General features: G+C 44.5%; 22 protein-coding genes. 9 read left to right on the top strand and 13 right to left on the bottom strand.

The features are described 5' to 3' along the window. Nucleotides 1-12: 12 nt before the first annotated feature. Both A3738_RS19350 and A3738_RS19345 read right to left on the bottom strand, forming a co-directional pair. A complete protein-coding gene (locus tag A3738_RS19350) occupies nucleotides 13-414 on the bottom strand; it encodes a PIN domain nuclease (protein ID WP_068476046.1) in 402 nt (133 codons plus the stop codon). Beyond that, entirely contained in the window at nucleotides 411-605 is a 195-nt protein-coding gene (locus A3738_RS19345) for a type II toxin-antitoxin system VapB family antitoxin (protein WP_068474007.1), read from the bottom strand. Before A3738_RS19345 ends, A3738_RS19350 begins: the two co-directional genes overlap by 4 nt. Before the next feature lie 162 nt (nucleotides 606-767). On the opposite strand from A3738_RS19345, the gene A3738_RS19340 reads away from it, so the two are divergent. Together A3738_RS19340 and A3738_RS19330 are read left to right on the top strand one after the other, a co-directional pair. After that, nucleotides 768-1,058 carry a hypothetical protein gene (locus A3738_RS19340; RefSeq protein ID WP_068474010.1) on the top strand — a complete coding sequence of 97 codons (291 nt, stop codon included), beginning with the start codon at nucleotides 768-770 and terminating at the stop codon, nucleotides 1,056-1,058. A gap of 322 nt (nucleotides 1,059-1,380) precedes the next feature. Then, complete coding sequence (locus A3738_RS19330) at nucleotides 1,381-1,848, top strand: hypothetical protein (RefSeq protein WP_068503121.1); 468 nt, start codon at nucleotides 1,381-1,383, stop codon at nucleotides 1,846-1,848. A 460-nt stretch (nucleotides 1,849-2,308) separates the two neighbouring features. Here A3738_RS19330 and A3738_RS19325 read toward each other — a convergent pair whose 3' ends face one another. Both A3738_RS19325 and A3738_RS32680 read right to left on the bottom strand, forming a co-directional pair. Then, complete coding sequence (locus A3738_RS19325; RefSeq protein WP_197472253.1) at nucleotides 2,309-2,950, bottom strand: substrate-binding domain-containing protein; 642 nt, start codon at nucleotides 2,948-2,950, stop codon at nucleotides 2,309-2,311. Next, nucleotides 2,951-3,196 (bottom strand): LysR family transcriptional regulator, encoded by a 246-nt coding sequence (locus tag A3738_RS32680; protein ID WP_068481344.1) that lies wholly within the window; start codon nucleotides 3,194-3,196, stop codon nucleotides 2,951-2,953. Between the two features lie 128 nt (nucleotides 3,197-3,324). Here A3738_RS32680 and A3738_RS19320 point away from each other — a divergent pair, with 128 nt between their 5' ends. Further along, nucleotides 3,325-3,816, top strand: coding sequence for a VOC family protein (locus A3738_RS19320; RefSeq protein WP_068481341.1), 492 nt, complete (start codon nucleotides 3,325-3,327; stop codon nucleotides 3,814-3,816). Between the two features lie 32 nt (nucleotides 3,817-3,848). Here A3738_RS19320 and A3738_RS19315 read toward each other — a convergent pair whose 3' ends face one another. From A3738_RS19315 to A3738_RS19300, 4 genes are read right to left on the bottom strand one after another with little or no spacing between them, the layout of a single operon-like run. Continuing rightward, complete coding sequence (locus tag A3738_RS19315) at nucleotides 3,849-5,690, bottom strand: extracellular solute-binding protein (protein WP_068481338.1); 1,842 nt, start codon at nucleotides 5,688-5,690, stop codon at nucleotides 3,849-3,851. A gap of 29 nt (nucleotides 5,691-5,719) precedes the next feature. Beyond that, nucleotides 5,720-6,820: an enoyl-CoA hydratase/isomerase family protein gene (locus A3738_RS19310; RefSeq protein WP_068481335.1), complete on the bottom strand. Its 1,101-nt coding sequence runs from the start codon at nucleotides 6,818-6,820 to the stop codon at nucleotides 5,720-5,722. Between the two features lie 39 nt (nucleotides 6,821-6,859). Continuing rightward, entirely contained in the window at nucleotides 6,860-7,645 is a 786-nt protein-coding gene (locus A3738_RS19305) for an enoyl-CoA hydratase (protein ID WP_068473156.1), read from the bottom strand. Between the two features lie 56 nt (nucleotides 7,646-7,701). After that, nucleotides 7,702-8,865, bottom strand: a complete 1,164-nt coding sequence (locus A3738_RS19300) for an acyl-CoA dehydrogenase family protein (RefSeq protein ID WP_068481347.1) — start codon at nucleotides 8,863-8,865, stop codon at nucleotides 7,702-7,704. A gap of 214 nt (nucleotides 8,866-9,079) precedes the next feature. Here A3738_RS19300 and dinG point away from each other — a divergent pair, with 214 nt between their 5' ends. Then, on the top strand, nucleotides 9,080-11,218 hold the full coding sequence (gene dinG, locus A3738_RS19295; RefSeq protein ID WP_068481332.1) for an ATP-dependent DNA helicase DinG: 2,139 nt from the start codon (nucleotides 9,080-9,082) through the stop codon (nucleotides 11,216-11,218). 235 nt (nucleotides 11,219-11,453) lie between these two features. Here the strand turns inward: dinG and A3738_RS19290 are convergent, their stop codons facing one another. Beyond that, nucleotides 11,454-12,392 (bottom strand): threonine/serine exporter family protein, encoded by a 939-nt coding sequence (locus A3738_RS19290; RefSeq protein WP_197472541.1) that lies wholly within the window; start codon nucleotides 12,390-12,392, stop codon nucleotides 11,454-11,456. A gap of 157 nt (nucleotides 12,393-12,549) precedes the next feature. On the opposite strand from A3738_RS19290, the gene A3738_RS19285 reads away from it, so the two are divergent. Continuing rightward, nucleotides 12,550-13,335, top strand: coding sequence for a thioesterase family protein (locus A3738_RS19285; protein WP_231876707.1), 786 nt, complete (start codon nucleotides 12,550-12,552; stop codon nucleotides 13,333-13,335). A gap of 282 nt (nucleotides 13,336-13,617) precedes the next feature. On the opposite strand, the gene A3738_RS19280 is transcribed toward A3738_RS19285, so the two are convergent. Next, nucleotides 13,618-16,335, bottom strand: a complete 2,718-nt coding sequence (locus A3738_RS19280; RefSeq protein WP_068481329.1) for a LuxR C-terminal-related transcriptional regulator — start codon at nucleotides 16,333-16,335, stop codon at nucleotides 13,618-13,620. A 103-nt stretch (nucleotides 16,336-16,438) separates the two neighbouring features. Then, nucleotides 16,439-17,236, bottom strand: coding sequence for a sulfite exporter TauE/SafE family protein (locus A3738_RS19275; protein WP_068481326.1), 798 nt, complete (start codon nucleotides 17,234-17,236; stop codon nucleotides 16,439-16,441). Nucleotides 17,237-17,366: 130 nt separating this feature from the next. On the opposite strand from A3738_RS19275, the gene cysB reads away from it, so the two are divergent. After that, a complete protein-coding gene (gene cysB, locus A3738_RS19270) occupies nucleotides 17,367-18,350 on the top strand; it encodes an HTH-type transcriptional regulator CysB (RefSeq protein WP_068478321.1) in 984 nt (327 codons plus the stop codon). Between the two features lie 17 nt (nucleotides 18,351-18,367). Here cysB and A3738_RS19265 read toward each other — a convergent pair whose 3' ends face one another. After that, nucleotides 18,368-19,108 carry a phosphoadenylyl-sulfate reductase gene (locus A3738_RS19265; RefSeq protein WP_082878541.1) on the bottom strand — a complete coding sequence of 247 codons (741 nt, stop codon included), beginning with the start codon at nucleotides 19,106-19,108 and terminating at the stop codon, nucleotides 18,368-18,370. Between the two features lie 128 nt (nucleotides 19,109-19,236). Between A3738_RS19265 and thrH the strand changes: the two genes are divergently transcribed. Together thrH and rluB are read left to right on the top strand one after the other, a co-directional pair. After that, nucleotides 19,237-19,851 carry a bifunctional phosphoserine phosphatase/homoserine phosphotransferase ThrH gene (thrH, locus tag A3738_RS19260; RefSeq protein ID WP_068477460.1) on the top strand — a complete coding sequence of 205 codons (615 nt, stop codon included), beginning with the start codon at nucleotides 19,237-19,239 and terminating at the stop codon, nucleotides 19,849-19,851. A 19-nt stretch (nucleotides 19,852-19,870) separates the two neighbouring features. After that, entirely contained in the window at nucleotides 19,871-20,713 is an 843-nt protein-coding gene (gene rluB / locus A3738_RS19255; RefSeq protein ID WP_068478323.1) for a 23S rRNA pseudouridine(2605) synthase RluB, read from the top strand. Between the two features lie 15 nt (nucleotides 20,714-20,728). On the opposite strand, the gene A3738_RS19250 is transcribed toward rluB, so the two are convergent. Next, nucleotides 20,729-21,691: a GGDEF domain-containing protein gene (locus A3738_RS19250; protein ID WP_068478325.1), complete on the bottom strand. Its 963-nt coding sequence runs from the start codon at nucleotides 21,689-21,691 to the stop codon at nucleotides 20,729-20,731. Between the two features lie 260 nt (nucleotides 21,692-21,951). Here A3738_RS19250 and A3738_RS19245 point away from each other — a divergent pair. Then, a partial coding sequence (locus A3738_RS19245) for an AAA family ATPase (RefSeq protein WP_156504344.1) occupies nucleotides 21,952-22,410 on the top strand: 459 nt, incomplete at its 3' end.

Raw genomic sequence — 22,410 nt, 5'->3', positions numbered from 1 at the left:
TATAATAAGCTGTTATGTTTTTGAAATAGCAGATATTAATCCGCAATGTTCTACAAAAGGTTTGAAGTCTTTATCCGTAAATAGCAGCGGCAATTTATTATCTATGCAAAAGGTCGCAATGATTACGTCCGCTGTCTTTCTGACCGTAATACCTTTCTTTCTCAGCAAACGGTAATAGTCTGCACACTCAACAACCATCCTATTGCCTAGCATCTCATACTGGTCTAATTTGCTTAGCAGTTTCTTTGTCTTGCTGTAGTCCTTATCACTCTTTATGCCTTGTAATATTTCCAGCAAAATCAAATCGCCCAGAGCAACGTTTCCTTCCATAAGCTGTTTATCTAGCTCATCAGTAAAAGGGCTTGTTACACCATTAAAGTAGTCAATCCAAACGCTTGTATCAGCAATAATCACTTATCGCCTCGCATTTCGTCTAAATCACCTTCCCAGTGTATTTTTCCTCTTAAACTCCGCACAGCTTGCTGCTGGTTTAATTTAATAAGCAACTTCAAGCCTTCTTCAACTGCGTCCTTTTTTGTGTTTAAGCCACTTACTTTTAAGGCATTTGCCATTAAATCATCATCAATTACAATATTCGTTCTCATAAATCACCAGTGTGTATTACATAAAGTATATATACACATTAACATAAATAAGAAACATAACAAGGCTATCTTGCATCGCCCCACGAGGCGTGGGGCTGGACAGCTAAAGCTTCGCATTATCTGCCGCAAATAGCGGCGTTATAGGTAAAGGAATTACTCTAAATGGGAAAAAGGGTACGTAAACATAGAGATAAAAAGACGAAGAAATCGTCAAAAAAATCCTGTTATCCTATTTATCAGGTGATTTCATTTTTGCTTGGGTTAGTTGGTTTTCTTATTTTGGCTTGGTGTGGTTATAAAATGGGAAACCCTTTTCCATATGCTTCATACATCGGATTAGGTTTAGTGGTATCAGCCACTTTCATAAGTATTATCTTTGATAAAAGTAAGTGGTCAAAAAATCGCGATGACTACCCAGATAATTTGGGGGGGCATGATGGCGGCGCCCACTAATGGCTATAGCAAAGCCATTTTGCCTCGCCAGCAAGCTGGCTGACAAAATTCCGCAAATGGCGGCGCTAATAAGTACTAAGAATGAAAAGCGGACATTGGTTTTCCATTCGCAAATAGACAAGAGCAGACCTTGGCGTTTATTCATTCTCGATGCCTGCGTCAAGAGGGAGATGCCGGACTTTGATCTTTACTAACAATCGCTTATAGGTTGAGGTCGACTTTGCGTATAAGCGCCGTTGTAATCTTGATGGGTAATAAAAGCATCTTGTTAATATCAAACTAGGCTTTAATTAGAGTAGTCATATTTTAATAAGCGAGTTAAATGAAAATTAAAGAAGAATGGTTAGGGTTCGGGCCCTTATGTCTTTTGCTAGGTATTCCTGGGTTATTTTTGTTTCAACCATACCCTAGCTACGACGAACTCAAGGTTGTGAAAGGAACTGTCACAGAGTACCACTGGCAACCATCAGGATCTTCGAAGGGGATGGGGGCTAAATACATATACGTTTCTACAGGAACTGATTTGTTGAAATTTGGTGTCAGTACAGGGAAAAACGCCATCGTTGTTGGGGCGCCCATCATTGTTAGAGTTCGGGGGAACGAAGCATGGGAGCTAGAGCAAAATGATCGAGTTATTTATACATACGAGCAAACCGTCTCTGATGCTGATCGGATAAATAAGTGGATGAAACCGACGGTTGTTATGTCTGTGCTAGTTGGTGTTTTTCTTACACCATTATGGGTTAAGAACAGACGTAAGAATCGCTCGAAGATCAGATCTTTGTTTTGAAAAGAAAGTCGCTAGATTTATTTTATTAAGAGTGTACTCAACGTCCGCTTCTGTCTAACTCCGTGCATTGCACTTTAAACAATAGATGATGTGCTTCGCTTACCCTTCGGGTCGACCGTTGGTCGTTCAACGCACTAAAGCGCTTTTGTGCTGCCTGCGCGGAAGTGACTTGATAGTAAACACTGCGTATTACCTCATTCTCAAAAGTCGAACGAAGGGACAATCCCGTCGAGCGCGTAAGCGATCCGGGTCGCCTTTAGATGAAGGTGAATTGCGAAGCAAGAGAGGCTGGCATGTGCCATCTTAAGACCTTTGGCGAAACAAAGGTCTCAAGGCGCTGTCGGTCGCCACCGACAGGAAAAGAAGAATTAGCCCAGTGCTATATTAGAAAAATTTTAGTGACTGATGTTGGCTCAACAAATTGCATAGAGTGCGATCAGAAAACCTCAAAACCTAAACGCTAACCCCACATATTCTTTATGATTGCATTCAGCGCATCACATCTTTTAGGTAACTCTCTATTTTTCTTTCTAATCAAATATAGGTTTTCCTTCACGGCTTGTTTCGGCTTTAAAACTTGCAGTAATTCTGGGCTATGAAAACTGTCGATGGCGCTTTTAGGCAGCACTGTGAAGCCAATACCGCGAGTTAAGGGTTCTAGGATTTGGCTGATTTGGTTGATTGATCCGACGACGGGGATTTTAGCGATGTCCAATTGCTTTAGTTCTGGCTCTTCACATTTTCGAAAATACAGCGACAAATAATGTTCTGCATCTGGGTGAGATATTAGTCCGGAGTCTAAGAGCAGTTGCTTCCAGCTTTGCTTGATGTTTGTTTTTTTGGGGAGTACCAAGCACAGCTCCTCTTGGCCTAGCTTTTCGAATTCAAAAAAACTTTCGTTAGGGATGTCTGTCACGATTCCCTGATCGACATGCTCGTTCTTAATGTCGCTCAATATTAGGTGGTTTGGAGCCGCTGTGAGATTTAGATGAATATTCGGCTGTTGCTGTTGAAGCGTTAAGAGCTGTGGATATAGAAGCAAAGCCAGTGAACCTGAACAAGCCAGGGAGCATTTGCCTGAGTCGGGGTCATCAAAGTTCAATTACTCAAAGAGAGACCTTTCATCGCTCATGCGTTGTTTCGCGAAGCGATAGACTAATCGACCCTGTTCCGTTATTGCGAATGACTTGTTGTTTCGTTTGATTAAATCATGACCGCAAGCTTCTTCTAGTTTATTGACGTGCTGGCTTACGCCGGGTTGTGTCATAAACAGTTTTTCTGCGGTTTGTGTAAAGTGCCCCGTATCAACGAGCGTTATAAAGGTTTTTAGCCAGGTCGGATTCAGCATATTTAAGTAAATAAATTTATATTATTAATCTGATAATGATTGATAATTTTATCTAATCAATCATTCATTCTTTCTATCATTCTCTTATCAACTACATTAAACGGGTCAGAGAGAGTTAGGATTCAGTGATGAAAATGAATCATGTTGGGATTATGGTTGGCGACATGGATCAAGCGGTTGAGTTTTACACCAAAGCGCTAGGTCTTAGAGTGGTTATGAACAATACGAAGGTCATCGAAGAGCGAGAGTCTGCGATTGGTCGTATGTGTATTGCGGTATTTGGGGAAGGATTTAAAGGCTTCAATATTGCTCATCTTGTTACAAATGATGGTATTGGTGTTGAGTTGTTTGAGATGGTTGATCGCGAGGAGCGTCATAACGTAGATTTCTCTCGTCTTGGCATTTTTCACTTCTGCCTTCAGCTGCCAAAAGAGCAGTTTGATACAGCGATTAAACGCGTAGAAGAATACGGTGGAAAAGTGCGTATGGATATTATGCGTTACCACCCTAAAGACGAGCTAAAACAAGCGCAGATGGTTTACTTGGAAGATCCCTTCGGTAACTTGTTCGAGTTCTATTCACACTCTTATGAAGATACTTATGCTTCAGACTACGAGTAAAATAAAGGGGGGGGTAGACAATGTTCTACCCCTTATTTTGCCCACCAATTTTCAACGCCTAATTTGTAGGGGAGTGGTTCGGTTAAACGCTCAAATCGGTCCCAATATGCAACGCGGTGTACTCCAATATGCCAGTTAGGCACGATGTAATGCTCATTGAGCAATACGCGATCTAGAGCATGCATGATGGTAATAACTTCTCGTTCGGAAGTTACCTGGAGAAGTTGAGCGATTAGCGCGTCGATTGCTGGGTTATTAATGCCTGCGTAGTTAAAGCTGCCTTCTACATCGACCAGATCGCTATGGTAGTAGTCGCGTTGTTCGTAGCTTGGTGCATTACCTTGGCTAAGCACAAAGGTCATCATGTCGAAATCGAAATTATCGAGTCTGGCTTTGTACTGCGCGCTTTCCACTAGGCGTGGGTTAGCTTTAATGCCAACACGCTCGAGGTTCTTAATGAAGGGCAGAATGATACGTTTTAGTCCTGCTTGACGATAAATGAATTCAAATTCGAAGGGCTTATCTGTTTCGGTATGAATCAGTTGCTTACCATCTAATTTCCAGCCTGCTTCTTTCAGTAGATTCATTGCTGCACGCATCTTCTTGCGTATATTGCCGTCGCCTTTGCTTTGCTCGAAGCCAAATTCCTTATTAAACACGCTCGCTGGAAGTTGGGTTTTAAATGGCTCAAGTAAGGCAAGTTCTGCTTCAGAGGGAAGTCCTGAACTTGCATATCGTGAGTTCGGGAAGTAGCTCAGATTGCGCGTGTAGGCATTATGGAAAAGGGCTGCGTTGGTCCATTCGAAATCAAACAGGTGTGAAAGCGCTTGGCGCACGCGTCTATCAGAGAATAAATCACGACGCGTGTTAAAAAAGAAGCCTTGTGTTCCTGATGGAATCGAGTGCGGGATGGCTTCTTTGATGACTTTGCCGCTATTGAGAGCAGGGAAGTCATACCCCTGTGCCCAGTTTTTTGCGGTGTAGTCATAGAAGATATCAAACTCGTCTGACTTAAACGCTTCGAATGCGATGGATTGATCACGGTAAAAATCAAAGCGCACTTGATCGAAGTTAAACCGGCCTTGGTAAACGTTTAAGTCCTTACCCCAAAAGTCTGGTACGCGTTCTAAGGTAATGCTTGATCCGATATCGACCTTTCCTATTTTATAAGGGCCGCTCAGCAGGGGAGTAACTTCTGATGAGGTCTCAAAATCTTTGCTTTCCCAAAAGTGCTTTGGCAAAACAGGGAGCTCGCCTGTTCTGAAAATTGCTTGTTTGGCTGCGCCGCTTTTTAAAGTGAAACGTACGGTGTCGGTGTCGATCGCAGCCACGCTTTCTACATCTAATAAGCTTTGTTGGTAGCGTGGGTGGCCTTTCTCAATGAGTGTGTAGAAAGAATAAACCACGTCTTCAGCATCGATAGGGTGCCCATCATGAAAACGCGCTTCGTTTCGAATGTCATATTCGACCCAAGCATAGTTGTCGGGGTAGCGAATGGTTTGCGCGATTAATCCGTAAGCGGTTTGAACTTCATCGGCAGAAGAGGCGTAGCTGCCTGTTCCTGCCATGAGCGGTTCATTCAGCTCAGAAAACTCATACATAAACAAACCTGGCGTATTGAACGGGCTTGTACCTTTAAGTGTGTAGGGGTTGAGTGAGTCAAAAGTGCCGAAGCCCATTAGACGTAAAGTTCCGCCTTTTGGTGCGTTAGGGTTTACCCAGTCAAAATGTGTAAAGCCTTCATCGTATTTTGCAGAACCATAGAGAGAAAGCGCATGCCCTGAAATGATTGTTGGCTTAGGAGCTTCGGATTCACTGTGCGCGTATTGGCTCAGTAATAGAAGGCTCAAAAGAATGAAAAGAGTGTTTGCCATAGTTTGAGCCTTAGGTCCTTTTAAGATGCTTAAAGTAAGTCGGTAATAGGGTTGGAAGACCAAGGGGGAGTATACAGGGCTTCCATTTCCGAGGCACTTACAGCACTAAAGTGTGCGTGTTGCCATACTGGCTTTTTGTCTTTATCGATCAAAAGCGCTCTAACGCCTTCAGCAAACTCTGGGTGGCGCACAAGGTTGGTTGCAAGTATTAACTCAGAGCTGAATACTTCTTTCAAACTTGCGTATCGGAAACGTCTGAGTTGCTCGAAGATCACTAACATAGATTGTGGTGAGCCTGCATTCATCGTGGCAATCGCTTTGCTCAACCAAGGGCTTGCGTCTTTGATGCTATTTAGGTCATGAACAATATCGCCAAGCCCTCCTGTTTGGCATATGCCCTCGAGTAAACTCTCATGGTGCGATAAGTTCGAATCAACTGAGTTTTCGCAGCCAAGTTCGTCGATGATTTGGCTAACAAGCGCATGGTTATCTTTGGTTTTCCATGATGCAGCAGCCAAAGCGCTTTGTAAGCTTTCGAGTTTTTCGTTTGCAATGAAATGATCTGCGATGCCAAGTGTCAGCGCGTCCGTTGCATTAATACTTGCTCCTGTTAGCGCAAAGAATATTCCCAAACCACGTGGCATTCGACTCAAGAAATAAGTACCACCTACGTCAGGAAACAAACCAATGGTAATTTCGGGCATTGCGATGCGAGAAGTTTCCGTGATCACACGATGACTGGCTCCAGCCATCAACCCAAGTCCACCGCCCATGACAATGCCTTTGCCTAAACAGATGATTGGTTTTTCATAGGTGTGGATTAAATAATTGAGTTGGTACTCTTCTAAGAAGAAGGTTTCAGCGTATTCGCACACGCCATCTTTAGGGTTAAGGGAAGATTCATACAGAGCCTGCACATCTCCGCCGGCACAGAATGCTTTTTCTCCGCTGCCTGACAGAATGATACAGGCAATTGTTTTGTCTTCACGCCATGTATCAAGCTGCTCACGCAAGAGGCGAATCATTTCAAGATTTAAGCTGTTGAGTGCTTTTTCTTGATTCAGAATAAGACGGCCAATACGTCCTTTTTTGGCTTCAATTTCTTCAACAATGACTAGCGGAGATGACATTCCAAAACCCTTATTATTATGTATTCAAATGATATTTAGTTACGACCACGATGGGCTACGTTTTTCTAGGAAGGCATTGGTACCTTCGAGCTGATTCGCTTCGCCAATTAGATCAATGAATTCGCTGCGTTCATCAATTAGCCCTTGAGCAATCGCCTTTTCGCGAGGAGCAGTCATTAAACGTTTACAGGCGCGAATGGCATCGGGGCTTTGCTCTGCGGTTTGTTTCGCTAGTTCTATTGCGCGCGCTGTTGCCGCACCTTTGGCAGTGGTTTCTTGGGTTAGGCCAATTGTTAACGCGCGCTCTGCATCGATGCGTTCACCCAAAAGAATAATGCGACTTGCCCACGCTTCGCCAACTAACCACGACAAACGTTGTGTGCCGCCTGCACAAGGGAGTAGTCCTACTTTCGCCTCTGGGAGTGCAAGCTGTGCGTGTTCTTCTGCGATACGAATGTCGCAAGCTAGGGCGCACTCGAGCCCGCCACCCATCGCATAGCCATTAATCGCCGCGATAGTCACCCCGCTAAACGAAGCGAGAGCCTCAAAGGCTTCACCGAATGCTTCGGCCACTTCTTTTGAATAAGCTTTGTCGCCACCGGAAAATTGCTTCAAATCTGCACCTGCAGAGAAGAATTTTTCACCTTGACCATACACAACAATGGCGACGATTTCGCCAGACTCTTCAGCTTGTTCTACGACTGATTTCAGACCGTTTAAGCTTTCAATAGTCCAGGTATTTGCAGGTGGGTTGTTGATTGTGATGACTAAAACAGAGCCTTGTTGCTCTGTTGCAATAAGAGGTGTGGGGCTGTTGATGCTCATGTTCACTCCTAACTTGATTTATTATAAAACACTTATGCCTAGGTTCATGCTCGAGCTTACATCTGAATCAGGGCTAGGTTTGGATCGTTGAGTAGTTTGCGGGCAATAATGACGCGCATGATTTCATTCGTGCCTTCGAGAATTCTATGCACGCGGCAATCTCTAAAGTGACGTTCTAAGGGGTACTCTTTGATGTAGCCGTAACCGCCATGAATTTGCAGGGCTTCATCACATAGTGTAAAGCAGACATCCGTTGCGAAGCGTTTAGCCATCGCACAGTATGTGGTTCGTTCAGAGTCTTTTTGATCTAGTTTGTAGGCTGCAAGGCGAATCATTTGCTTGGCTGCGGTCAGATCCGTCAGCATGTCAGCTAGCTTGTTTTGAGTACTTTGGAATTGTGCGAGCGATTGACCGAACTGTTCTCTCTCTTTTGCATAGTTGGTGGCGGCGCTTAGTGCTGAGATTGCTGTGCCGGTTGAGCATGCGGCAATATTAATTCTCCCGCCGTCCAAGCCTTCCATCGCCAACTTAAAACCTTGGCCTTCTTCTGCTAGGCGATGAGATTGTGGAACACGTACTTGATCAAAATTTATTTGACGCGTTGGCTGCGCATTCCAGCCTAGTTTGTCTTCTTTTTTTCCGTAGCTAATGCCTTCGCTATCGGCAGGAATCGCAATACAACTCACGCCTGATGCACCTTGCTCGCCGGTACGAACCATGGTGATCAGTAAGTCGGTAGACCCCGCGCCAGAGATAAATACCTTACTGCCCGATATGATGTAGTCATCGCCATCTTTGACTGCGCTTGTAGTGAGTGATGCTGCATCAGAACCTGCACCAGGCTCAGTAAGACAATAACTTGCGAGTTTCTCACCGCTCGCTAAGGGTTCAGCCCAGTCATTTATTAAGCTCTCTTGGCCGTAGGTGCTGAGCATTTTAAAGGCCATATTATGAATGCTGATAAAAGCAGCCGTTGTGGTACAGCCAGTCGCAAGCTGCTCCATAATTAAACAGGCATCTAAGCGACTCAGACCAATACCAAAATGTTCCTCAGGCACATACATTGCCATGAAGCCAAGCTTGCCGGCTTCGATAAAAGCATCCTTCGGAAAAATGGCTTCTTCGTCCCACTGTTTTGCATTGGGAGCAAGATGATTTTCAGCGAATTTACGTGCGGTGTCTTGGAATGCGGTTTGATCGGGACTTAGTTCAAAATGCATGCGTTGCTCCATACTGCTTTCGTTTTTATGCTTGTTTTTGTACGACGTAATTTATTATTCGTTTTGTCTGTCGCTTGATACAGCGAGCATTCAAACTCTGATAAACTGCGCTGCGCCATGATTATAGGGGCTGCTGCCTCAGCATTTCTATACTTGTGTCCGAGTTATTCAAGTTTTCTTTTTTCTCTACAGGCACCGTTGAAGACCCCGTTGTATGTTAAGCCAAGAACAAAAAGCCTTAATTCAATCCAGTTATAGCAAGTTCACCGGCCGAGATGGTTTTCGTCCGCGCTATGGCCAGCGATTGATGATCGCTGAAATCGCTAAGTATTTGGGCTCAATTAAAAGTAATGCCGAAGGCTTAAGAAATAGCGCGCCGACCACTTGCGTCGTTGAAGCTGGCACCGGTACTGGAAAAACACTTGGCTATTGCATGGCAACTCTGCCTATCGCGATTGAACTCGGTAAAAAACTCGTTGTATCTACGGCAACGACAGCGCTTCAAGATCAAATTTTGAGTAAAGATTTGCCTGAACTCGCCAAACACTCTGGGATCGATTTTTCGTATGCTTTAGCAAAGGGTAGAGGTCGCTATGTGTGCTTGAGCAAACTAGAGCAACGCATTGAGTCGTTCTCGGCCGATCCAAACGATGCCACTATCCCGCTTTTCTTGCTTGATCAGGGCAATGACGAGGAATTATCAGAAGAGCAGTTACAGGGATTTTTTAGCCGTTATGCCTCAGGTGCATGGGACGGTGATCGAGACACGCTTGAAGAGCAGATCGACTCGCGTGCTTGGTCGATGCTGACCGCAGATAATCAGCAATGCTCTAACAGACGTTGCAGCTATTTTAGTAGTTGCCCTTACTACGAAGCGCGAAATCGTTGGGACGAAGCGGATGTTCTCATCGCTAATCATGATTTATTGCTATCAGATTTAGCCTTAGGCGGCGGTGTTATATTGCCAGCGCCTGAGCAAAGTATTTATGTGTTTGATGAGGCGCACCATCTACCCGATAAAGCGCTTGGGCACTTTATGGTGACAAGTGGTTTAAAAGCATCGCAGTCTTGGTTGAAGAGTTTGAGTAAATCTTTGGCAGAGATGCTGCCGGCCATTCAAGCCGGTCATTTTGTTGCCTCTAATATCGAACAGATTTCTCCCTTGAGCATTGCTCTGCAGCAAAAGATTGATGCCTTTTATATGAACTTGGCGGAAGGTTTAGATTGGGATCAGGAAGAGGGCGCATCAGAAAGTCGATATCGGTTTACAGATGGAATATTGCCCAATGAGGTGAAAGAACAGGCCTATAACATCAAACTAGATTTTGCATCGCTATGTCGTTATCTCGATGAGATTCGTGCTGAACTAAATCGTAGTGTGGACGAGAAATCTGACTGTGGTTTGAATAAAGAAGAGGCAGAGCAATGGTACCCAGTGATCGGTTCGCACTTTAACCGTGCCGATGGGCACTATGCTTTGTGGCAGTTCTATTCAAAAGATTCTAAGCCCGATGATCAGCCAGATGCGCGATGGGCGACCTTGCGTGACTATGAAAATGGTTCAGACATCTATTTGTTTGGCAGCCCACTGAGTGCAGGAGGCTTATTAAATGTTGCGCTTTGGAAGCGTGCTTACGGCGCCGTGTTGACTTCTGCAACACTCACTGCACTCGGAAAGTTTGATCATTTACGACACAAGGCAGGGCTTCCTCAAGGCTCGGTGTATCATCGCGTACCAAGTCCATTTGATTTTCAGCAAGCGGGTCTATTAAGAGTACCGCCGATGCGTTCATTGCCGAATCAAGCACAGGCGCATACGCAAGAGTTGATCGATGATCTTGAAGATTGGATCGAAGATCATAAAGCAGTGCTTGTGTTGTTCAGTTCGCGCAAGCAGATGAATGACGTGTTTTACGGAGTCGATCGTGACTTGCGTGAAGATATGTTGACCCAAGACGATATGGGTAAGCAGGAATTGATTCAGCTGCATAAGAAAAAAATAGATCAGGGTAAGCGCAGTATTTTGTTTGGTCTGGCGTCACTTGCCGAGGGCATCGATTTGCCAGGTAAGTATCTGACGCATGTTGTTATTGCCAAAGTGCCGTTTGCTGTGCCGAATGATCCTTTAGAGCAAGCGATTGCTGAGTGGATTGAAAGTCAGGGGCGTAATCCCTTTATGGAGATCTCTGTTCCTGAAGCAAGTTTGCGACTGATTCAGGCATGTGGCCGTTTGATCAGAACAGAGCAAGATTCAGGGCAAATTACGATTCTCGATCAACGATTAATCACCAAGCGTTACGGCAGCTTGTTGCTTGATGCTTTGCCACCTTATCGTCGTCAGCTGGGTTCTTAGTTTAAGCAATTGTCTACCGTTCAATCTTTTGCGCATAAATTGCATGAGCAGTAATTTGGCCCACCACAATTGCTGAAAATATGAGGGCTGCCGACTCACCAACACTTGATATCGGCAGTACTGTCGCCTCATAAAAGTTTTACCCAGCGCTCACTAATATACGGCTGCCAGGTACCATCAAAATGATGCCCTGGACCATGTATATATTTCCAATGAGTTTTAAGTTCTTCGCCACCTATGTCGAATACAAGGTGATCAATGTGGCAGTGATCCATGTTGCTGCGACCCAGCCATGATCGAAGCTGAATAGAGTGGGACCCCACGTGCCTAGGGCGATTGCTGGAACACCTCGCCAAATATCTTTAGGTCGAATGTTAAAGAGAATACCTATGCTTGTTGCCAGTAATACTGCGCCGATGGCGGAGCTATAAAAAGGTAATTCGTTGGTGTAGGGCACCGCACTCGTATTAAGCAGAGCATCGCCAAAACTAATGCCGATAAATATGCCGAAGAGGAGTTTAATGACGGACAAGATGGCTTGCCCTAAAAAGCTCATCCCCGATACAAGATCGTTGAAAGCGAAGCATTCTAAAGCGTTGGATATCGAGAGGCCTGGTACAAACAGCAGAACAGCCGCGATACCCATCGTCCAGACCGAGATATGAAAGCCAATAGAGTTAAGATACTCGGCGATGATTGCGACGAAAAATGTTGAGAAAAACTCAATGGCGACGGCGCGCCTGCCTGTTAGCTCTTGCATGCACAGCCATACAACTATGCCAAAAAGAGGGCTGAATGCTAGTGCTTCTAAAGAGCTACCAACGAGTAACAGGTAGGCAGGTGGTACAAGTACGCATGACAAAAACTCCATAAATCTGCCGGGCGGTTTGCTGTCAATTAGAATGGATTCATCATCGCGCACAATCCGGTTTATTGTTTGTGCAACGAGCGTGAACTCGAGAGTCGGAGTTTTTAGACGTTTCATGATGACGCTATTCGTTTCATCATGAAATTGAAAATTAATGAAGTTCGCATATGCCATTATGGTAACTGCAATGCCCCTATTCCTCGCGTAGTGCTCAACATACTTTTCAAGCTTGTAGGGCGGGCAACCGGCGCTATGGAGTGTTTCTCCTATATCCACGATTTTAGTTACTAAGTGGTAGTCGTACATAAATTCTGCATGCCGGCGTTATTGTCGTTCACTAAATATGTGCCACTTTCTGACTTAGTCCATTTATGAAACGGGCTTTTTCAGTGCGTATATTTGCGCCCTAGGTATAAGTGTTTAAGATGCGTTTCTCTGTCAAGAAACCATAAGAGGTATGTCGGTGAATTTTGATAAGTATTTGGCGCAGATAAATAAAGAACCTAGCGTTGTAGAGTTGATTCCAGATTGGATGCAAGGAAGAGCTGGGTTCGGCGGAATCGTTGCGGCATTGGTCTTTGAATCAATGCGCAAGCAATTGTCACAACCTGTGCCGGTGAGGTGTTTGCAAATTTCATTTGTTGGACCAGTTGATAGCAGTCCGCTAGAGGTTTCTGCCGAAGTTCTGCGTGAAGGTAAGAGCGTGTCGCATGTCGTTGGAAAAGGCGTGCAGGATGGTCAGGTGAAGGTCCTTATTCAAGGGAGCTTTGGTGCCTCAAGAGAGTCTGCAATTCATGTCGCCGCAGAGCCTTTAGTGTTGACAGGGGGTGTTGATCAGACACAGAAGCTTTCGTATATCAAAGACATGATTCCCGAATTTACAAAGCACTTTGATTTTAGGTATTTGACTAAATTTCCATTCGCGGGCTCAGATGAAACCTCTCTCGAAGGCTATGTTCGTTTTTCTGAAGAGCCAGAATCCGTGAGTGAAGCGCATTTATTAGGTTTGATTGATGCGTGGCCCCCAACAACCCTGCCTATGATGAAAAAGCTATGCATGGCGAGTTCTCTTAGTTGGACGGTCGAATTCATTCAGCCATACCAAGCACCCCGTGGAGATGAGTATATTGGTTACAAGGCCGATATTGTGGATTCGCAAGACGGTTATGCCTATGCACGAGCAAAAGTGGCGAACGATAAAGGTGAGTTAATTGCCATTAGTCAACAAACAGTAACGCATTTTGGCTAGCTTGTTCTTAGCGTCTAACTGAGCATAAAAAAGGCAAAAAAAAAGCGGTAGTTAGTGCCGAACTTACTAACTACCGCTGCAATGTAGGGCAATATGCCCTGATCGGAAATGCTGGTTGAGGAGAAAGGCCTGAATTCTCGCCTCAACACAATGTGTTTCGATGGGTTTAATATTAGGGGCGTAGGGGGCGTAATTTAATCGTCCTAAGGGAGTAGTCCCTTTGTGAAAAGCCGTAAAAGTGTGATTTTTTTCTCACTTTTAGATGATTTTAAAGACTTTTCCCTAAATAACTTCTAGTTGACGGGCTTTTGAAAGTGCCTCTGTGCGGCTTTTTGCACCAATCTTTCCGTAGATGTTTCGAATGTGGGCTTTTACTGTCGCTGGTGCGAGTGATAATTTTTGTGCAATTTCTTTATTTGCTAAGCCTTGGTCTATCAATCTGATCACTTCTAGCTCGCGCTGACTTAAGGGTTCGAGCAGTTTAAGATTTCCTTCTAACGCCGCTGCACCCGGAAGCTGTGTCTGACCACTTGTTTGCGCGGCTTTTACGCCCAGTTCTTCACTGAGCTTTTTCAGAAAGGCATCGGGAATATTGGCGGGTTTACATAGCGCAAGGACATTCGGAGTGTCTTCATCCTCGTGTACAAAGACACGAGTCATTCCTTCCCGTCCTGCAAGCGTGAGCGCTTCGGTAATAGCTTCTGCTGCTTCATCATTGTGTTTTGATTTGAACAGGCATAATGCTTTGATAAGCAGTGCTTGGATTAAATGATAAGTATGATTTAGGTCTCTCGCTTGGATTGCGATACGCTCGCATATTTCTAGCGCAAGGGCACTGTGCTTTTGTTTCAGATATAAGCGCGCTTTGCTTAGATTGATATCTTCAAAATTTAGGGGCAGCTCGTTGATCGCCTCTGCGTCGATAGATTCCAGCACGACGTTGGCACCTTCAAGATTATTTATGGCGACAAGGCAACGCGCTTTCATCGCTCTTAAACTCGGGGGCGTATACATCATCGCGTCTTTTTTGTGTTCATAGACGTTGATGGCATCATCTAGGCGTTCTATCGCTTCGATAAACTCGCCTTTCGAAAACAATACATTAGCTTGCGTGTATTGAATTAAGATATGCAGGCCGGGCTCTGTTCCGATATTGATGTGCTTCAGCAAGGGGTTAATGTAGGCCGACGAAATAGTAATCTCACCTCGTTCGAGGTAGATCATCGCCAGAATACTGTTTTGCCAACACGATAAAATTCTTGGTTGTGATGGATCGTGGAAGCTATCTATCCAGTGTTGATTCTGCATTCCCGTTTCAAGCGCCGCATCAAGTTTGCCTTGGTAGTAGTAGATCCAACCAAGTAAACCGCTACTAGAAAGCACGGTCGTGTATTTCTTTTCTCGCTTGCCGTGCTCTATAGCTGCTTTTAAAGCTGTCTCAGCAGACTCTAAATCACCCACCGTGAAGCTGTCTAAGCCAATTCCATAGTATGTCACTGATTTGAGTGGCATATTAGTGCTGTCTAATTCCTCTAATACCTGCTTAGTCAGCTGACTAGCGCCACGTAGATCTGATTGCGAACGGGCGATATAAGAGCGAATTAATGAGATTTCGCTATGCAGATCAACAAGCTCGTCAGTACTGGTCTCTATGTTTGCTAGACGCTGTTGATCGATTAATGCTTCTAATTCATCAAGCAGAGGTTGGATGACCTCGATTTTATTACTGAAAAATAGGGCCCAAATTCTCAATAGAAGAATTCTGGGTGAGCGAGATTTGAGTTGCTCTGGAATGGCAGCTATCCATTCGAGCATCGGCAGATGATGCCCTTCATGAATTAAATTGTTGCCGTTGCTTTCAAGTAGTCTTGCTAGAAGTTCCCACTCTTGAAGAAGCACAGCTTGTTCGATGGCTTCATGTGGTTGGTTATGCTCGATGAGCCAGTCTATAGCGCGAGTTTGTAGCTCAATTAGATGTGCTTTTTGGTTCTTTCGTAATCGTTTGAATAGTGAGTCTCTAAACATCTCGTGGTAGCGAAACCACTCACCTTGGCTATCTAGCGGGATCAGGAAAAGATTTTTTTGTTCGAGTTCTTGCAGTATTTCTCGACTATTGTTCGTTCCGCGGATGTAGTCGCATAGCTCAGCGTTTAAGCGCAGTAAGCAAGAGGAGTCTAGTAAAAAGCTTTGGGTCTCTTCAGGCTGCAACCCGAGAATTTCACTTAACACATAATCTGAAAAATGACGTTCGTCAGCCAGTAATTTCTTCGTACTAATATAGGCTTGTTCGTTATCTGGCTTACCTGATGCAGACAAGGCTGTCAGCTGCATTGCTGCAATCCAGCCTTCTGTCCGTTGAAATATGTCTTGGATTTGTTTGTCGGTAAATGCAAGTGACATGTAGTCTTTGAAAAAAGCTTTTGACTCGTCATAGCTGAATACGAGATCAGAGGCGTACATTGCGTCTACCCAATTTTTGACGCTCCAGCGAGATATCGGCAATGCAGGTTCAAACCGAGATGTAAGAATGATTTCTACATTAGGTGGAATAAAGTCAACTAAGTAAGCAAAGCTGCGCAAGATTTCTGGGTCGGTAATATTATGAAAATCGTCGAGAACTACAGATAATTCGTTACCGGCCATAGACCATGTTGTTAACTCGTTAACGAGAGAGGTTACGACGGCTTCGCTTGGTTGATGCTCAGAAATTAATTGATTGGCTTCTTCACCGAAATTATCAATTGCGGTCGCAATACTGCCGATTACATATTGCCAGAATCTCTGGGCATTATTGTCGTGTTCATCTATTGAGAGCCAACTAACACGGCGGTCTTGCTGGTGCAGCCACTGTAAAATCAGGGTTGTTTTGCCGTATCCAGCAGGAGCAGATACAAGTACTAATTTTCTTGCGGATCGAGAAATAAGACGGTCTAACAATCTAGGACGTGAGACACTCTTAGGATTAAATGCGGGAGCAAGGAATTTAGTTGTGAGTAGCATTTTGGCTATGTTTTAACTCTCAGAAAACGTGACAAATACTGCGAAACTATATCCTATGGCATTGTCTCAAAAAGTAAACTTAATCACCGTTCATGAGAGAGACTTAAAAGAACGCGTATTTCATTCCGATACCCAGCAATAACATTGCAAGAATTGGCTGCAAGATGTTGCCTGGTAAACGTTTGCTGTATTTAGACCCCCAGAATATCGCCGGGATTGATCCGCAAAGCAATGACGCGAGAAGTACGAAATCGATGTGGCCTAATTGCATGTGGCCAAGGCCGGCCATAAGTGTGAGCGGGACGGCATGAGCGATATCGGTACCAATAATGGTTACCGGGCTCATGCGTGGATACAAAATCATTAATATGGCCGCGCCAAATGCTCCGGCGCCCACAGAAGAAAGGGTGACGCACACGCCTAAAAATACGCCCATTGAAACCGTTAGTATGGTTTTATGCTTTTCAACCCATGCAGATTGTCCTGCGCTCAATGAGGTTGATTTAAGTATTCTGCCTTTGAGCAGAATTATGAACGCGGTGAACATCAACATAATACCCAGCGAGGTTAATAATATGTGTTGATATTTTTCGATGTCGCCAAAGACGTATTTAAGAACAAAGATCGTGATGATGGAGGCGGGTATGCTCCCGGCTCCAAGCGTAAAGACAACACGCCAATTAATGGTTTGTTGTTTCGCATGCGCAATAATGCCACCCGCTTTGGTGCCGGCGGCATAGAATAAATCAGTTCCAATCGCGATATGCGGTGGGTAATTGAAGAGAATGAGCAGGGGTGTCATGAGTGATCCGCCACCGACGCCCGTAAGGCCAACGAGGAATCCGACACCGGCTCCAGCCAGAACATATTGCAAAAAATCGGCTAAGGCCACAAATTCCATATTTTTTAGTCTATATTGTTAGCGGTCTGATAGAGCTTGAGTGAAAGAGTAATATATAGGATGTTTTTATTCTTCAAAATAATAATTACTTATAGCTTTATAATCGAATGTTTTATCAAGGGATGAAAAAATGAAGCTACAGCAGTTGAGATATATTTGGGAAGTTGCCCATCATGATCTAAATGTCTCGGCAACAGCGCAGAGTTTATTTACGTCACAACCAGGGATTAGTAAGCAGATTCGTTTGCTTGAGGATGAATTGGGCGTAGAGGTATTTTCAAGAAGCGGTAAGCACCTAACGCGAATAACGCCGGCCGGCGAGAAAATTTTGGCGGTTGCGGGTGATATTTTGTCGCATGTTGAAAATATAAAGAAGATTGCAAACGAATTTAACGACAACCGTACAGGTGAGTTGACCGTTGCGACGACTCATACTCAGGCTAGATACGTCTTGCCACCGATTATAAGCAGGTTTATGAAGCGTTATCCTGATGTTTCATTGCACATGCATCAAGGTACTCCAGCGCAGATTTCTGAAATGTGCTCTGACGGTGCGGTTGATTGTGCGATCGCAACGGAAGCACTTAGCCAACATTCTGATTTGATTATGATGCCATGCTATCGATGGAATCGCGTCGTTGTATTGCCTAAAGATCATCCTTTGCTCTCTGAGTCGACATTGACGCTTGAGAAACTAGCGCAGCATCCAATCGTTACCTATGTGCTTGGTTTTACTGGTAGAGAGAAGTTGGATCAGGCATTCGCAGCGGCTGGTTTAGAGCCGAATGTGGTGTTTACCGCTTCTGATGCGGATGTTATCAAAACCTACGTGCGGCTCGGTTTGGGCGTCGGTATCATTGCGTCAATGGCATTTGATCCTGTTAGAGACTCAGATTTGGTGGCGATTCCAGCCACGGATTTATTCCCAGATGCCGTAACAAGCATTGCGTTGCGCAAAGGGACTTTTATGCGTGGGTTTATGTATGAGTTTTTGGCGGAGTTTGCGCCGCATCTGACGCGCGATTTAGTTGACGAGGCATTCTACAGTCATGCTCATCGTGAGGATGTTGGTCAGGTGTTCGAGGGAATTGAAATCCCTCGATATTCAACTTAGCGTTCGAAAAGGGCGGTTTACTTAATGTGCAGGCCGCATTCCTTTTGAGTTTCTTCTTCCCACCACCAACGGCCTTCTCTTTCGTGTTGGTTGGGAAGTACAGGTCGTGTGCAAGGCTCACAGCCAATACTAATAAAGCCTTTTTGGTGAAGTTCATTAGTTGGCACTTCACTCATTCTTAAATAATCCCACACTTCTTTTGATGACCAATTCGCTAAAGGATTGAACTTAACTAGAATTCCTCCTTCTTTGGCATTGGCGTTATCTAGTTCAACTACGGCAACTTCTGATCGCGTGCCAGGGCTCTGATCTTTTCGTTGACCTGTGATCCATGCATCTAAGGTGGCAAGTTTTCTACGCAGTGGACGAACCTTTCGAATAGAACAACATTCTTTGTGCCCATCTTCGTAAAAACTAAACAGGCCTTTTTCTTTTACGAATGCTTCTAGTTCATCTTGATTCGGTGCCATGATTTCAATGTCGATGCCATAATGCTTTCGCACTTGATCGATGAAGCGATAGGTCTCTGGATGCAGGCGACCTGTATCAAGGCTGAACACCTTGAGGTCATCGGTCAATTTGTGAGACAGCTCAATGAGTGCAACATCCTCAGCTCCGCTGAAAGAGATCGCCGCGTTGCTGAAGTTTGAAAGCGCAAATTTTAAGATCGCGCGAGGCGACATTTCTGCGAGTTCAGCGTTAAGTTCAGCAATTGCTTCGGGAGTAACTGTTTTTGGTTTGCTGAAATCTATGCCCATGTTGGCTTGTCCTGCAGGAAAGTTATAAAGCGTTGGATTTTATCGATCATTTATCAATATGCAAGCGCAGGCCTTTTCGTTAGAATGGCGCGCAAATTTTTATGAAGAATAAGTCGGAGTATTAAACCGTGGAATTAGTTTGTCTTGATCTTGAAGGGGTATTGATCCCAGAAATTTGGATTGCCTTTGCTGAAAAAACAGGAATTGAAGAGTTAAAAGCAACGACGCGAGATATTCCTGACTACGATGTGCTTATGCAGCAGCGTCTTCGTATATTAGATGAGCATGGTTATGGTCTTAAGGAGATTCAAGAAGTCATCGATACGCTTGATCCTTTGCCTGGCGCGAAAGAGTTTGTTGAATGGCTAAATCAACGTTTTCAATTGATTATCCTATCCGACACGTTTTACGAGTTTGGTATGCCGTTTATGGCTAAGCTTGGTTTTCCAACGCTGTTCTGCCATAAGTTAGAGGTGAATGAAGAAGGTAAGATTACGGATTACCTATTGCGTCAGAAAGATCCTAAGCGTCAGTCCGTTCGCGCATTTCAGTTATTAAATTATCGTGTGATTGCTGCGGGTGACTCCTATAATGATACGACAATGCTCAAGCAGTCTGAGGCCGGTATTTTATTTAAGTCTCCTCAAAACGTAATTGATGAGTTTCCTCAATTCCCTGCTGTGCACACTTATGAAGATTTAAAGGCTGAGATTGTGAAAGCTAGCCTTACACAGTCTTCTTAATTTTAATTGGGAGTATTGAATGTCTGAGCCTTCAGGCGAACGAATTCAGAAAGTCCTTGCGCAAGCAGGTTTGGGGTCACGTCGTGAAATCGAACGATGGATTGCGCAGGGTAGAGTGAGCGTTAATGGTGAGACGGTGACTTTGGGTGCTCGTCTTATCCCTTCTGATGCCGTCAGAGTAGATGGTAAGCCAGTTAAGCTTAATGTTGAGACTGCATCTGATCAGCGGGTGATTGTTTATAGCAAGCCTGAGGGTGTTATATGCTCACGTTCTGATCCCGAGGGGCGTCCGACTGTTTTTCAGAATTTACCACGCTTGAGAAATCAGCGATGGATTTCCGTTGGTCGTCTTGATATCAACACGAGCGGCTTGCTTATCCTTACTACTGACGGTGAGCTTGCAAACAGGCTAATGCATCCGTCTTATGGTGTTGATCGTGAATACGCAGTACGGATTCATGGGCAGGTCGATGATGAGATGATCGCTCGTCTTAAAGAAGGTGTACTGCTTGAAGATGGTGTTGCGAGATTTACGGATATACAGTCAGCAGGCGGAGACTCAACAAATCAGTGGTTTCATGTCGCGCTGATGGAAGGTCGTAATCGCGAAGTTAGGCGCCTTTGGGAATCTCAGGGTGTTCAGGTTAGTCGTTTGAAGCGTGTTCGTTATGGCTGTATTTTCTTGCCTAGCCGATTGAAAGTTGGTGCTTGGGAAGAGTTAAACAACAAGGAAATTAACGACCTTCGTTCTCTTGTCAATCTGCCTTCTATTCGTGTTAAAGCGAAAGATCCAAAGGTGCGTCAAGATGATCAGCGTCGTCAACGACGAGCGTTTAATTCTAAACCACCTCGTCGTCGTTAAGCAAAGAAGCCTTTGCTAGGCTTCTTTTGCTGATTGCTTGTATAGATCTTGCTGGGTTGTGAGTTCGTTGATCTGAACGGTATTGCGTCCCATCTTCTTAGCGGTATATAGCGCTTTGTCTGCGCGCGTTACAAAACTCTTTAGTGTTTCTTTATGGTCGAAGCTCGTACAGCCGAAGCTAGCTGTGAGTTTGATTGTCTTGTTAGCAACACTAAAATTGTGAGCCTCTATGATCTGTCTGAGTCGTTCTGCTGTAAGGGCTGCGCTGTTCGCGGAGCTGTCATCGAGTAATAGTAAAAACTCTTCCCCGCCATATCGGAAACTAAGATCAGTTTTACGAAAGTTCTCTGTAATTAGTGTTGCGAATTGCTGAAGTATTTCGTCGCCTGCAGAGTGGCCATATGTGTCATTAATGAGTTTAAAGCGATCGATATCGATCATAATGGCAGACAGTTCTTGTTGCTTACGTATGGCTCTTTCAGCTTCTCTGTGCAAGCTACTATCTAGAGCACGTTTGTTACCTAGCCCAGTCAATTGGTCGGAAAGCGCTGCATTGATGGCTTCCTGATACATCAAAGCATTCTTTAACGGGAACACTACTGTGCTTGCCATGAACTCGATAATTGAAATTTCATCATCAGAATAACGTTTCTTTCTGCATACGCTTAGTTTTCCGAGGCGAGTATTCTCAATAATCAGATTGAATTGGCAGTTGTGTGCCCCCGGATTTTCACCCAGGCAGTATGTGTTTTCGTTAGGTGCTTGATATCTAAGCTGGCCAACGTCCATTAGATTGCTAAGTTCGTCGTAAAAGATATCGGCAATGCTCGCAATATCTAAGGTAGTTTGTAGGCGTCTGATTGCGCGCGTGACTACATCATTGGTATCGACGATTTGGCGACTTAGGTCTTTATATGTGGATGCGACTCTAGCACGATTAAAATCGATTGGTTCTGCTGCTTTTTCGTTGCCGTCCATAAAACTGCCTCTAAACTTCTGTTTTGGGTTTGATCAGAGCTGTTAAGCGAGGCGCGTGCCATAAAGAAATTTTATAATTATATCAGTAAGTTATCGTTATTGTGATAGTTTGAGTGTCAAAAAATCGGCGACATGCATCCGCTTTTTTATATTGCGAGTGTTAAAAAACTGGCGTATCGATTTGATAGCTTGCAAGACGCTGCGTAATTTCGGAACATGTGGCAACTAATAACGAATAATATTCTGGATACGCTTTTTTAATGCGCCTTAAGTCAATCAAGCTGGTCGGCTTCAAGTCTTTTGTTGATTCGACGGTTGTTCCTTTTCCTACAAACATGACCGCAATCGTTGGTCCAAACGGTTGTGGGAAATCTAACGTTATTGATGCTGTTCGCTGGGTAATGGGCGAGAGCTCGGCTAAGCACTTACGTGGCGAGTCGATGACAGATGTTATTTTTAATGGTTCTACACATCGTCAGCCGGTAGGAAAGGCCTCTATTGAGTTGCTATTTGACAATAGTGAAGGGCCGTTGGTTGGTGAGCATGCAGCATTTACTGAAATCTCTATCAAGCGTCAGGTCACGAGAGAGGGTGTATCTCAATACTACCTAAATGGCGCAAAGTGTCGTCGTCGAGATGTAACGGATATCTTTCTCGGTACAGGCATGGGGCCTAGAAGTTATGCCATTATTGAACAGGGAATGATCTCCCGCTTGATC

This window comes from Oleiphilus sp. HI0066 (assembly GCF_001635725.1).
The sequence above is the reverse complement of the archived record's forward strand: the minus strand, read 5'-3'. Positions and strand labels throughout refer to the sequence as shown.

Coding starts and splice junctions, on each gene's coding strand:
- A3738_RS19250 (WP_068478325.1), bottom strand. CDS start 21,691: ATGGACGGCAACGAAAAAGCAGCAGAACCAATCGATTTTAATCGTGCT.
- A3738_RS19300 (WP_068481347.1), bottom strand. CDS start 8,865: ATGCATTTTGAACTAAGTCCCGATCAAACCGCATTCCAAGACACCGCA.
- rluB (WP_068478323.1), top strand. CDS start 19,871: ATGTCTGAGCCTTCAGGCGAACGAATTCAGAAAGTCCTTGCGCAAGCA.
- A3738_RS32680 (WP_068481344.1), bottom strand. CDS start 3,196: ATGCTGAATCCGACCTGGCTAAAAACCTTTATAACGCTCGTTGATACG.
- A3738_RS19345 (WP_068474007.1), bottom strand. CDS start 605: ATGAGAACGAATATTGTAATTGATGATGATTTAATGGCAAATGCCTTA.
- A3738_RS19340 (WP_068474010.1), top strand. CDS start 768: ATGGGAAAAAGGGTACGTAAACATAGAGATAAAAAGACGAAGAAATCG.
- A3738_RS19290 (WP_197472541.1), bottom strand. CDS start 12,392: ATGTACGACTACCACTTAGTAACTAAAATCGTGGATATAGGAGAAACA.
- A3738_RS19310 (WP_068481335.1), bottom strand. CDS start 6,820: ATGTCATCTCCGCTAGTCATTGTTGAAGAAATTGAAGCCAAAAAAGGA.
- A3738_RS19320 (WP_068481341.1), top strand. CDS start 3,325: ATGAAAATGAATCATGTTGGGATTATGGTTGGCGACATGGATCAAGCG.
- cysB (WP_068478321.1), top strand. CDS start 17,367: ATGAAGCTACAGCAGTTGAGATATATTTGGGAAGTTGCCCATCATGAT.
- dinG (WP_068481332.1), top strand. CDS start 9,080: ATGTTAAGCCAAGAACAAAAAGCCTTAATTCAATCCAGTTATAGCAAG.
- A3738_RS19305 (WP_068473156.1), bottom strand. CDS start 7,645: ATGAGCATCAACAGCCCCACACCTCTTATTGCAACAGAGCAACAAGGC.
- A3738_RS19265 (WP_082878541.1), bottom strand. CDS start 19,108: ATGGGCATAGATTTCAGCAAACCAAAAACAGTTACTCCCGAAGCAATT.
- A3738_RS19275 (WP_068481326.1), bottom strand. CDS start 17,236: ATGGAATTTGTGGCCTTAGCCGATTTTTTGCAATATGTTCTGGCTGGA.
- A3738_RS19315 (WP_068481338.1), bottom strand. CDS start 5,690: ATGGCAAACACTCTTTTCATTCTTTTGAGCCTTCTATTACTGAGCCAA.
- A3738_RS19330 (WP_068503121.1), top strand. CDS start 1,381: ATGAAAATTAAAGAAGAATGGTTAGGGTTCGGGCCCTTATGTCTTTTG.
- A3738_RS19280 (WP_068481329.1), bottom strand. CDS start 16,335: ATGCTACTCACAACTAAATTCCTTGCTCCCGCATTTAATCCTAAGAGT.